This window comes from Aeromonas sp. ASNIH8 (genome assembly GCF_002919855.1).
Classification (GTDB): Bacteria; Pseudomonadota; Gammaproteobacteria; order Enterobacterales; family Aeromonadaceae; genus Aeromonas; species Aeromonas caviae.
The window spans coordinates 1-10,918 of sequence record NZ_PQLN01000119.1 but is presented as its reverse complement, the minus strand read 5'-3'; the positions used below and the strand labels follow the sequence as shown (position 1 = coordinate 10,918).

Below are 10,918 nucleotides of genomic sequence, written 5' to 3'. Positions count from 1 at the left end.
ATCGTAATGAATATCGTAAAACAGAGCAATTGTGGTGCTCGAAGTCAGAGAAACAAGCTAAAAAGAGCCGGCTGGAATGACGACTATCGGGCTCAGTTATTCTTTGGTTAAAATATCAACAAAGTGTGCTCCCGCCCTGCTAAGTACCGCACCATGTACTGCTCGGCTGCTGTCGGCTATCGCCCCATGATTGCGGAGATCGCCGATGCCAAGCAGAGCCCGGCGAAGCTCGCGGAGCGGGCCTGCAATCAGGCCATTCTGGCGGCCATGGAGAGCGAGGACGAAGCACTGCTGGCCCAACGAGACAAGGCCTGCGCCGCCGTGCGATAAGGTGTATTTCCCTGATAAAAGAAATGGTTAGGGATAATGGATGTGTGCCAAGGCACAGTCTCTGCCAAGGGGACTGGTTATGATGGGGTGGGGATCACCACCACAGGGAGCATGCATGATCAGCCATATCGACCATCTGGTATTGACGGTGAGCGACATCGAGCGGGCGGTAGCGTTTTACAGCCGCGCCTTCAAGATGGAGCCCATCACCTTCGGGGAGGGGCGCCGGGCCCTGCGCTTTGGCAACCAGAAGATCAATCTGCAATTGCTGGGGGAGGAGCGGCGCAACCGGGCTCAGGTGGGCTCTGGGGATCTCTGCCTCATCACCCGCTGGCCCCTGGATCAGGTGATGGCCCAGCTCGCGAGCCAGGGGGTCGAGATAGTGGAGGGACCGGTGACAAAAAGCGGTGCCTGCGGCCCCATCGAATCGGTTATTGCTTGGACCCGGATCAGAACCTTATCGAGATCAGCCGCTATCGCTGAGCACCTCTGGCGCGTCACAACGGGTTTATTCCCCCTTGGCGAGGAGTCTGCGCAGCAGAGGGCGCAAGGTGAGCACCATGCCGATGAAGAGCAGCAGATAGCCCAGGGGCAGCAGGGCAAAGGGCTCGTGCAGGAATCCCTGTGCATCCACTGTGGTGCCAAGCAGGTTGAAGGCCCCAAAGCAGCCGAGCCCGGCCAGGATCAGGAGGGCGCCTATGGTCGTTGTCATCTCGTTGTCCTCGTTCGCGCATGAAAGAGGGGTGAGGGTGTCATGGCTGGGTGAAGTGGGCGTGAAGTGGCGCCGGGCATGCAACCTGCGATCGCCCAGATGAAAGCGACAGCGATGCATCTAACACAACAGGGCAGCCATGGGCTGCCCTGTTGCTTTTGGGGGCGTTTCGGGGAGTGGCGGGAACTAGCAGACCCCTTGCGCCAGCATGGCGTCGGCCACCTTGACGAAGCCGGCGATGTTGGCGCCGCTTTCGTAGTTCACATGGCCGTCATCCTGATCCACCTGGCCGTAGCGCACACAGGTGGCGTGGATGCTGGCCATGATCCCCTTGAGACGGGCGTCCACCTCCTCCCGGGTCCAGGAGAGGCGCTGGGCATTCTGGCTCATCTCGAGACCCGAGGTGGCAACCCCACCGGCGTTGGCGGCCTTGCCTGGTGCGAACAGCACCCTGGCGTCGTGGAAGAGGCGGATGGCGGCGGCGCTGGAGGGCATGTTGGCCCCCTCGGCCACCAGCTGTACGCCGTTCGCGATCAGGGCGGCGGCGTCCGATTCATCGAGCTCGTTCTGGGTAGCGCAGGGGAGGGCGACGTCGGTCGCCAGGTGCCAGGGGGTACGACCGGTGAAGAACTCCAGCCCCAGCTCGTGGGCGTAATCCGCCACTCGCTTGCGCTGCTCGTTTTTAAGCTCCATCAGGCGTGCCAGCTTCTCCGGGGTGAAGCCGTCGGGATCATAGACGGTGCCGCCGGAGTCGGAGACGGTGATGACACAGGCGCCGAGCGCCATCGCCTTCTCGATGGCGTACTGGGCCACGTTGCCCGAGCCCGACACCGAGACTCGCATGCCATCGAGGGACTGGCCACGATGGGCCAGCATGGCCTCGACGAAGTAGAGCAGGCCGTAGCCGGTGGCTTCCGGGCGAATGAGGCTGCCGCCAAAGGAGAGTCCCTTGCCGGTGAAGACGCACTCGGCGCTGTTGGTGAGCTTCTTCATCATGCCCGCCATGTAGCTCACTTCGCGCCCGCCGACCCCGATGTCACCGGCCGGCACGTCGGTGTTGGCCCCGAGGTGGCGATAGAGCTCCAGCATCAGCGCCTGGCAGAAGCGCATCACCTCTCCCTCGCTCTTGCCCTTGGGATCGAAATCGCTGCCCCCCTTGCCGCCGCCCATGGGCAGGGTGGTGAGGGCATTCTTGAAGGTCTGCTCGAAGGCGAGGAATTTGAGCACCGAGAGATCCACCGAGGGGTGGAAGCGCATGCCTCCCTTGAAGGGACCGATGGCGCTGTTGTGCTGGATGCGGTAGCCACGGTTCACCCGCACCTGACCCTGGTCATCCACCCAGCTCACCCGAAACTGCACAAGGCGCTCGGGCTCCACCAGCCGCTCCAGCAGGCCGTGTTGCAGGTAGCGGGGGTGACGCTCCACATAGGGCCAGATGGAGGCGACGACCTCACTCACCGCCTGGATGAACTCGGGTTGGTGGGGGTTGCGGCTGGCCACCTGGGCCAGGAATGCCTCCTGAGAGAGGGAATGACTCATCTGTAACTCCTGTAATAAAGGGAAATTGGCCTCTTGCCAGAGAAGGATCGGCGCCGCACCCCGCTTTATATTCGACGGTGAAAGTGAATACGGATAAAAATTTGTTTCGTGGCGGTAATTGCCGACAATGATGGCGGTGACGCCGCTACATGGCCGACACGAACGTGATAATTCGCGCTGACGAAAATCTTTTTATGCATTTAAAGTCAATAAATAGCAAGTTTTAGTTCATCCCTCTCTATGGGTATCCTTCGACGCTCTCTGCGACCGCTGGCTTGTCGCTCCAGGTTGGGCAGGGGAGAGAAGAGCGGGAGCAGGGGTAAGGTGGGGCGGATGGCAGGATCCGGTGCACGGGGCGGGGCAAGGGATGGCGCAATATGCTACTGTAGCGGCGTTTTTTTGAAGAAAGGGCGGCCTTGCCCTTTTGAAGAGACTGATTGCAGGCGCTTTTTGTAGATTCTTTTTTGTTGATTCTTTTTGTAGATGGACATGTATGCAGACTAACCCGACCATGACCTGGCTGACTGAGCCGACACTTCTTTTGAACTCCACTATCTGGCAGGTGACCCATGCTGGCCGATGAATCCATGCGCCTGAACAAATACATCAGCGAGAGCGGCATCTGCTCCCGTCGCGAGGCCGATCGCTTCATCGAGCAGGGCCATGTCTACATCAACGGCAAGCGGGCCGGGATCGGCGATCAGGTGTTTGCCGGGGATCTGGTCAAGGTCAACGGTCAGGTGATAGAGGCGCGGGAGGCGGACAGCCTGGTCTTCATCGTGCTGAACAAGCCGGTGGGCATCGTCTCCACCACGGAGGCGGGGGAGAAGGACAACATCGTCGACTTCGTCAACCACAGCACCCGCATCTTCCCCATTGGGCGCCTCGACAAGGACTCCCAGGGCCTCATCTTCCTCACCAACCACGGGGATCTGGTGAACAAGATCCTGCGGGCGGGCAACGATCACGAGAAAGAGTACCTGGTGACCGTGGACAAGCCGGTGACAGACGAGTTTATCCGGGGCATGGGGGCCGGGGTGCCCATCCTCGGCGCCGTCACCAAGAAGTGCAAGGTGAAACGAGAGGCCCCCTTCGTGTTCCGCATCACGCTGGTGCAGGGGCTGAACCGCCAGATCCGCCGCATGTGTGAGCACTTCGGCTTCGAGGTAACCAAGCTCGAGCGCATCCGCATCATGAACGTCAGCCTCAAGGGGTTGCCGGTGGGGGAGTGGCGCGACCTTACCGACGACGAGCTGATCGAGCTGTTCAAGCTGATTGAAGACTCCTCCTCCGAGGCCAAACCGGCCAAGGGGGCGGCGCCTGCCAACAAGCCGGTTGCCAAGGCGGCCCAGGGCAAGAAGCCGCGCCGGGACGACGATCACGAGATTGGCGGGCGCCCCAACGTACCGGGCCCGGAAGCCTTCGAGAAGAAGAGCCCCGCAGGCAAGGGCGGCGTGGGCAAGGGAGTAGCTGCTAAAGGCGCCGCTGGCAAGGGGGCCCCGGCCAAGGGGGGCAAGCCGGCCACTGCGGGCAAACCGCGCACCAACCAGGGTGGACGGCAGAAGAAGGGGCGCTAAGGCGCCCCGTCACTCGCTTTTCAACTTGCTCAATACACCGGCCCTAGGCCGGTGTATTGCTTTGTGCCGTCTGGCCCCGTTGGCTGACAGGAGCCGCAGGCTGTCGCATCACGCGGGCGTAGTGGCGCGGATCCAGACGCAGTACCAGCAGGCTCATCAGCGCCACTTCCCCCAACTGCCACTGCCAGGCGCTGGCAAAGTCGCCGCTCAAGTGGTGCAGGCGCGCTGCCACCCAGGGGCCCGTGGCCGCCAGGATGAAGCCAAACCCCTGCATCAGGGCGCTGAGGCTGCCGGCGCGCCTGGGGTCTGGCAGGTGATCCAGCGCAATCACCATGATGAGGGAGAAGCTGCCGCCAAGGCCTGCACCGCACAGCAGGCACCAGAGGATGGGGGCGACTTCTGGGGCGAGCCAGAGGCCGCCAAAGCCCGCCACCTGCATCACAATGGCGAGCCCCATCCAGGGGCGCCTGTCCAACTTGCGCGCCGCCAGCAGCGGCAGACCCAGGCCGCTCACGGTCTGGGCCAGGGCCAGCCAGGCCACCAGCTCGCCTCCCTGCTGGGGGCACCACCCCAGCGCCAGGTAGGCGGGGGCCAGCCAGGCCACGACGATGCCGTAGCCGCTGTTGATGATGCCAAAGCAGGCGATCAGCAGCCAGGCGCGGGGCAGCGCGATCAGCCGCTGCTCCCCTGATACGGGGGAGTGCGGCGCGGCGGCGGGCAGGCGCACCCGCCAGCCGAGCCAGACCAGGGCCAGCAGCACCGGCAGGCTCCACAGGGCCAGCGCCCGGGACCAGTCGAGGTGCACGGCGACCCTGGGGGTGAGCACGGCACCGAGCGCCCCGCCCCCCATCATGCAGGCGGAGAAGATCCCCATCACCAGAGGCACCTTGCCCGCGAAGGCGCGCTTGATGAGGCCGGGCAGTGTCCCCTGCACCAGGGCCGACCCCAGCCCGCACAGGGCGGCGCTGGCGATGAGCAGGGTACCGCTCGCGAGATCGAGGCGCAGGGCGCTGCCCAGCATCAGCAGCAACAGGGCCGCGCCGAGCAGGGGGCGTGGCCCGGTCTTGTCGATCAGGGCCGGGGTGAGCAGCACGCCGACCCCGATCAGCAGCAGCGGCAGCAGGGTGACCCAGGCCAGCCTGTCCATCCCGAGCGCCAGCTGGGCATCTATCTCCCCCGCCAGGGGGCCGATGGCGGTGAGGAAGGGGCGCAGGTTGATGCCAATGAGCACCACCAGCACCAGCAGGGCGCCGCTGCCGGAGGGAAGCGGGCGCTTAATCATGGAACTGGGGGCCGTAGAGCGCGGCGGCAGGGATGGGGCTTGGCAGCTTGATCAATGGCAGGGGCGGCGGACTGAGCGGTAGCCGCAGCGCCGCGTAAGCCGCGCTGCTGTCAAAGCCGAAGGGGGCAGCGTCTTCATTGTCGAAGGCGTAGTAGACGGCGCTGATGCCGTTCATCACCAGAGCGCACAGGCACATGGGGCAGGGGTGGCCGCTGGCGTAGACCACGGCTCCCTTGAGCGGCCCATGTTGGCTGGCGGTGCGCAGCGCCTCCAGCTCGGCGTGGCGGGTGGGATCCCCCGCCTCCAGCATACGGTTGACGGCGCTCGCCACCAGCTGATTGTCTCGCACCAGCAGGGCGGCGAAGGGGCGGCCCCCCTGCTGACGGTGGGTCAGTGCCAGCTGAAGGGTCTGTTCCAGCCACCCCTGATGGCTGGGGGCCGAGACGGTGGTGAGGGCGTTGACGGGGCGTGTTCCGGACTGGGGGGGCTGTGACATGGATTTTCCTGGCAAAAGAGAGGAGTGACGGCAGCCTAACGGGGCCGCAAGTCATTTGGAAATTAAATGATAAAATGACTTTCAGTGATTTTATAAATGGAGCCCTCCCATGGAGCGACCCTTGCTGGATCCCCACCTGCTGCAGAGCTTTGTCGCCATCGTCGAGACCGGCAGCTTCACCCGAGCCGGCGAGCGGATGCATCTGACCCAGTCCACCATCAGCCAGCAGATGCGCCGCCTCGAGCAGCAGCTCGGTTGCCCGCTGCTCGACAGATCCGGCCGCCAGGTGGTGACCACGGCCCAGGGGGAGACCCTGCTCGGGCTGGCGCGCCGCATCCTGGGGCTGCTGGCCCAGGCGGGAGATCGGGTGGGGGAGGCGAGCCTGCCCCTGCGCCTCGGGGTGCCGGAGGATTTCGCCGCCGGTGCCATGACGGCGGTGCTGGCGGCCTTCGCCCGGCAATACCCCGAGGTGAGGCTGGAGGTGCAAAGCGATCTCAGCCACGCCCTGTGGCAGGCCTTCGAGGCGGGGGAGCTGGATCTGGCGCTGATCAAGCAGGGGCGGGGGCAGGGGGAGCCCATCGCCCGCTGGCGCGAGCCGCTCGCCTGGGTCGACAGCCGCGACTGGCCCGCGGGGGAGCGGGATCCTGTTCCCCTGGTGGTGTTTCCGAGCGAAGGCCTCTATCGGCGCCAGATAACCGACGCCCTGGATGCCAGGGGGATCCCCTGGCGCATCGCCTACGTGAGTGCCAGCCTCGCCAGCCTGCAGGGGGCGGTGAGCGCGGGCATAGGGGTGAGCCTGTTGCCCACCCGATTGCTGCAGCCCGATCAGGTTGAACTGACACACTGGCCGTCGGTGCGCCCGGTGGAGCTGGCCCTGCACCTGGGGGCCGGGGGCAGTGAGCCCCTCGCCCGGCTGTGCGAGGCCCTGATCACCCTGTGTGACGAGGTAATGGGGGAGGAGGCAATCGTACCGCGTTGAGCAGGGCAGCGCGGCGCCAAACATTGCCGTGTTGAGACGTGCCCTGCGAAGGCCGCTTTCGTCTCAGCCCCTCAGGCCAGGGCTTGCCTCGGTACCACGGCGAGCCAGACTTCCACCTCCCCACAGCCGCTCTTTGGGTCAAATTTGTCGCCGTAGCGCTCAAAGTCCGGCTTGTGGGCGGACTCATAGTCCGAGTGTGCCAGCCAGTCCAGCGCCTGCTGCCAGGTGTGCGGCAGGGCATCCACATGGCCCAGATGGCGAAAGACCGCATAGGTCTGGGGGGCGATGCGCATCCGGCCAAGCCCGGGGGGGAGCACCTCCAGGGCGGCGACCTCCACCGCGCACATATACTCGCATTGCGTGGCAGTTGCGCCGCAGATGACGCCGTAGGCGTGCTCCCCCAGCTGACCCGGCAGGGGACCAAGGGCGCTGAAGTCACGCCACTGGCCACCGAAGTCGCCGTGCTGGAAGTCGTGATGGCGACGCAGGCCGCCAAGCAGCATGGCGTTGCCGGTTTCGAAGCGAACGGGGTCTGACATGGTGCCTCCTGGGTTGTAGGAGAAGGGTTGAAGGGACAGGGTCGAGGTGAAAGCGTCAGTGCGCCCGGCCTTCCTCACGCTTGCGCTCATAGTCCTGGCGAACGATGGCGAGCGCTGCCAGGACGAGATCCGGGGCAATCTGGTTGGTTTCCAGCAGTTCTATCAGATCCACCGCGAGTTTGACCTCGGGCGGTGCAGTTTCCAGTGACATCTTGGTTTCTCATGGGGCAGCGTGGTCGCCATTATAGCGCCCCGGGCGGCGAAGACACGCCTCGGCTGCCTGGGTTTGACGGGTGTCACATGTGCTGGCGCATCTCCTTGTCGAGCTCCTCGCGCAGGGTCATCAGCTTCCTGGCGTACTGCTGCAACTGCAGATCCTGCTCGCTCACCGGCTGCCATTGGGGCACAGGACTCGGTTTGCCGTGCTCGTCCATGGCCACGAAGATGATGATGCAGTGGGTGGTCTTGTGGCGCGCAGGGTCAGTGGGGTGGCGGCTGTAGACGTCTACCGCCAGGTGCATGCTGGTGGTGCCGGTGTGGATCACCTTGGCGTGCACCTCCACCAGCTGGCCTATCTGGATGGGGCGTAAAAAACGGATGCCCCCCACATAGACGGTGACGGCATAGCCGCCACACCAGCCGGCGGCGCAGGCGTAGCCGGCCTGATCGATCCACTTCATCACCATGCCGCCATGGACCTTGCCTCCGAAGTTGACGTCGGCCGGTTCGGCCAGAAATTGCAGGGTCAGTTCGCGGGGTGGGATCATGCTCTCTCCTCGGCTTATTGCCGGTAACTCTTGCGATAGGCCTCGGCCTGCTGGCAGGCGGGCACCTTGGAAAAATCGGGGCGCTTGTTGCCCTCGCGCTGGCCGAAGCTGGCAAACTCCTGCTGGCAGCGGGTCGTTTTGCCCCCCTCCTTGATACAGGTGTCGATGCGCTGCTGTCGGCCCTGCACGATCAGCAGTTGCTGGGCGTCGGAACAGGCCCGATCAAGCCCGGCTTGATGGGTTTCCCGATCCTGCTCTATGGCGAGCAGGCCGCTCGACAGGCTGCTGGCGAGCAACAGTATGACCATCTTCATCATGCTTTGTCTCCTTGTGGGGGGCGTCCTGTTATGACCAGGGCTATGCCCCCCAGAATGCCCAGTGATGACAATAACAACCGCAGCGACCAGGACTCATCCAACCAGATGATCCCGGCCAGCGCCGCAAGCAGGGGCACCAGCAGCTGGACGCTGGCGGCCAGGGTGCGTCCCAGTTGGGGCAGCACCAGATACCAGAGCGCATACCCAAGGCCGGAGGCGAGGGCCCCCGAGGCCAGGGCGTAGCCAATGGCCGCCGGGCTGGCCTCAAGCCGGCCAAGCAGCAGGTAGAGCAGCGCCGCCGGCAGGCTGGCCCGCAGGAAGTGACCGGCATTGGCGGCGATGGGATCGGCAAAGCGTGAGGCCCGCAGGGTATAGCAGGCCCAGGCGATGCCGGCGCCTATCATCAGGGCCGCCCCCAGGGGATCCGGCGCCCGGATGCCGGGCAGCAACAGCAATACCAGCCCTGCCATGGCGAGCAGCAGGCCAGCCCACTGGCGCAGTGGCAGGGACTCTCCGCGCAGCAGGGGCGGTGCCAGCATGCTGAGCTGGACGGCGGCAAACAGCAGCAGGGCACCGGTTCCCGTGGTCAGGGTGAGATAGGCGAACGAGAAGGCGGCGCCATAGGCGATGAGCGCGAGGGCACCCCCCCAGTCTCCCTGGCGCGGCGACTGGTGGCGAACCCGGCACAACAGGATCAGCATCAGGGCGCCGCTGGTCAGCCGCAGCAGGGTAAACAGGGCCGGATCCATCCGCTCTTCGAACAGGGCGAGGCGGCAGAGTACCGAATTGGCAGCGAACGCAGTGAGCGTCAGCAGGGTCAGCAGCAACAGGCGGGGCAGTGGCATCCATTCACCTTGAGTTCAGTGGGCGCGGCACAGCATGGTATTTCATGCAAATGAGGAGGCCCCATGAAACAGATACTGGAGCAATTGATGGGAGCTGGCAAGGGCTGGCTCAACGATGGTGGTGACACGCGCAAGGCCCAGATGAAAGGCATGGCCCAAGGGGGGCTGGCCGCCGGAGCCATGGCGCTGCTGCTTGGCAACAAGAATATACGCAAATACGGCACCAAGGTGGCGGCGGTGGGCGGGGCGGCCGCCCTCGGCGGTCTGGCCTACAAGCTCTATCAGGACTGGCAGCAGAACCAGAGTGCGCCAGCGGCCGGCCCGCCCCATCCCCTCAACGAGCTGGCGGGCGCCGAACTGGATGCCCGAGCCAGCTTGCTGGTGCGCGCCATGGTGGCCGCGGCCCGGGCCGACGGTCATATCGATGACGCCGAGCGGCTGAAGCTCCAGCAGTACCTGACCGAGCAGGGCCAATCCGATACCGCTCGCTGGATTGACGCCGAGCTGGCCCGCCCGCTGGATCCGCAAGCGCTGGCCCGTGAGGTCACCGACATGGAGCAGGCCACCGAGGTCTATCTCGCCTCCCTGCTCGCCGTCGAGGTGGATCACTTCATGGAACGCGGCTATCTCGACGAGCTGGCCCGGGCCTTGAAGCTCGATGACAATCTGAAAACCAGCATAGAACGCCAGGTCGCCCAGCTGGGTGCGCCGGGTTGAGCCCGTGCTGCCATCAGGATTGTTCACAAGGCCCCGTCACGGGGCCTTGTGGTTTGTTGCCATCCGTTTGGCCATCCTGAATGGATACATTCGGCGCTTCACCTTGGTGCCGACTCCTCCTATGATGAACCCTTCCCCAGGCCTTGGGGTCAGTTCGTCAGCCAAATGCAAGGAGCACCCATTGGAAATACGCAAGGCAACCGAGCAGGATCTCTACGCCATTGTCGAGCTGGATCGGCAGATAGGGCAGATCCACTTCGAGCAGGCTCCCGAGGTGTTCTGCCCTCCCTCTTCACGGCAGCGGGCGTTTCTGCTGGACGCCATCCAGAGCGAGGGGCGACTGTTTTGTGTCGCCGTGGTGGAGGGGGTGGTAGCGGGGTTTCTGACTGCCCGAATCGATATCAATGAAGCCATTCCGTTTCTTACCAAACTGCCCGTCTGTCGGATCACGACTGTGGTGGTGGATGAGCACCACAGATCCCGTGGCATAGGCAAGGCACTGATCGCCCATTGTGATGGCTGGGCCAAGGCCCATGATGCAAGCCAGATCCGGCTGGAGGTGATGTCATTCAATGACAGGGCCAGGTCGCTTTACGAATCCCTTGGCTTTACCCGGCAGTCTGAAACGTACGCCAGATAGCCCGACACCGGTGAATAAACAAGGCCCCATTATGGGCAATGCTGATCAGTTAAGGATCCATTGACCGATCCTTCTGCTGTAGGACAATCCGGAACCAATCACTGGTTCCGGATTTTTTATGTCTATTGCAAACGATCTGAACGATGTTGTTGAGGCATCTGGCGACATGCTGGCTCGG

At 64.1% G+C, this 10,918-nt stretch carries 13 protein-coding genes and 2 pseudogenes; 6 read left to right on the top strand and 9 right to left on the bottom strand.

The genetic code is table 11. The features are described from left to right. Window positions 1-141: 141 nt before the first annotated feature. Both C3418_RS20860 and C3418_RS20855 read left to right on the top strand, forming a co-directional pair. A pseudogene (locus tag C3418_RS20860) lies at window positions 142-330 on the top strand (hypothetical protein); the annotation flags it as partial. Between the two features lie 115 nt (window positions 331-445). Next, window positions 446-813 (top strand): annotated as a pseudogene (locus C3418_RS20855) (VOC family protein). A gap of 25 nt (window positions 814-838) precedes the next feature. On the opposite strand, the gene C3418_RS20850 reads toward C3418_RS20855, so the two are convergent. Continuing rightward, entirely contained in the window at window positions 839-1,042 is a 204-nt protein-coding gene (locus C3418_RS20850) for a DUF3955 domain-containing protein (RefSeq protein ID WP_042650624.1), read from the bottom strand. Window positions 1,043-1,228: 186 nt separating this feature from the next. Then, window positions 1,229-2,581: an NADP-specific glutamate dehydrogenase gene (gene gdhA / locus C3418_RS20845; RefSeq protein ID WP_042650625.1), complete on the bottom strand. Its 1,353-nt coding sequence runs from the start codon at window positions 2,579-2,581 to the stop codon at window positions 1,229-1,231. 569 nt (window positions 2,582-3,150) lie between these two features. Between gdhA and rluF the strand changes: the two genes are divergently transcribed. Beyond that, on the top strand, window positions 3,151-4,158 hold the full coding sequence (gene rluF, locus C3418_RS20840; RefSeq protein ID WP_042650626.1) for a 23S rRNA pseudouridine(2604) synthase RluF: 1,008 nt from the start codon (window positions 3,151-3,153) through the stop codon (window positions 4,156-4,158). Between the two features lie 43 nt (window positions 4,159-4,201). On the opposite strand, the gene C3418_RS20835 is transcribed toward rluF, so the two are convergent. Both C3418_RS20835 and C3418_RS20830 read right to left on the bottom strand, forming a co-directional pair. Further along, on the bottom strand, window positions 4,202-5,440 hold the full coding sequence (locus C3418_RS20835; protein WP_103859195.1) for a cyanate transporter: 1,239 nt from the start codon (window positions 5,438-5,440) through the stop codon (window positions 4,202-4,204). Beyond that, entirely contained in the window at window positions 5,433-5,936 is a 504-nt protein-coding gene (locus C3418_RS20830; protein ID WP_374755712.1) for a nucleoside deaminase, read from the bottom strand. The genes C3418_RS20835 and C3418_RS20830 overlap by 8 nt, the downstream gene beginning before the upstream one ends. A gap of 121 nt (window positions 5,937-6,057) precedes the next feature. Between C3418_RS20830 and C3418_RS20825 the strand changes: the two genes are divergently transcribed. Further along, window positions 6,058-6,915: a LysR family transcriptional regulator gene (locus C3418_RS20825; protein ID WP_103859196.1), complete on the top strand. Its 858-nt coding sequence runs from the start codon at window positions 6,058-6,060 to the stop codon at window positions 6,913-6,915. A 71-nt stretch (window positions 6,916-6,986) separates the two neighbouring features. On the opposite strand, the gene C3418_RS20820 is transcribed toward C3418_RS20825, so the two are convergent. The 5 genes from C3418_RS20820 to C3418_RS20800 form a co-directional block, all read right to left on the bottom strand. Beyond that, on the bottom strand, window positions 6,987-7,454 hold the full coding sequence (locus tag C3418_RS20820) for a GyrI-like domain-containing protein (protein WP_103859193.1): 468 nt from the start codon (window positions 7,452-7,454) through the stop codon (window positions 6,987-6,989). Between the two features lie 55 nt (window positions 7,455-7,509). Beyond that, the gene (gene rsmS / locus C3418_RS20815; RefSeq protein ID WP_081805738.1) at window positions 7,510-7,665 is read right to left on the bottom strand and encodes a pleiotropic regulatory protein RsmS; all 156 of its coding nucleotides are present in this window, start codon (window positions 7,663-7,665) and stop codon (window positions 7,510-7,512) included. Window positions 7,666-7,750: 85 nt separating this feature from the next. After that, a complete protein-coding gene (locus tag C3418_RS20810) occupies window positions 7,751-8,221 on the bottom strand; it encodes an acyl-CoA thioesterase (RefSeq protein WP_041207030.1) in 471 nt (156 codons plus the stop codon). A 14-nt stretch (window positions 8,222-8,235) separates the two neighbouring features. After that, the gene (locus C3418_RS20805) at window positions 8,236-8,535 is read right to left on the bottom strand and encodes a hypothetical protein (protein WP_043130107.1); all 300 of its coding nucleotides are present in this window, start codon (window positions 8,533-8,535) and stop codon (window positions 8,236-8,238) included. Then, a complete protein-coding gene (locus C3418_RS20800; protein WP_042649743.1) occupies window positions 8,535-9,383 on the bottom strand; it encodes a DMT family transporter in 849 nt (282 codons plus the stop codon). The genes C3418_RS20805 and C3418_RS20800 overlap by 1 nt, the downstream gene beginning before the upstream one ends. Before the next feature lie 63 nt (window positions 9,384-9,446). Here C3418_RS20800 and C3418_RS20795 point away from each other — a divergent pair, with 63 nt between their 5' ends. Both C3418_RS20795 and C3418_RS20790 read left to right on the top strand, forming a co-directional pair. Continuing rightward, window positions 9,447-10,100 carry a tellurite resistance TerB family protein gene (locus tag C3418_RS20795; RefSeq protein WP_103859192.1) on the top strand — a complete coding sequence of 218 codons (654 nt, stop codon included), beginning with the start codon at window positions 9,447-9,449 and terminating at the stop codon, window positions 10,098-10,100. Window positions 10,101-10,281: 181 nt separating this feature from the next. Continuing rightward, window positions 10,282-10,740 carry an N-acetyltransferase gene (locus tag C3418_RS20790; protein WP_103859191.1) on the top strand — a complete coding sequence of 153 codons (459 nt, stop codon included), beginning with the start codon at window positions 10,282-10,284 and terminating at the stop codon, window positions 10,738-10,740. Window positions 10,741-10,918 lie beyond the last annotated feature (178 nt).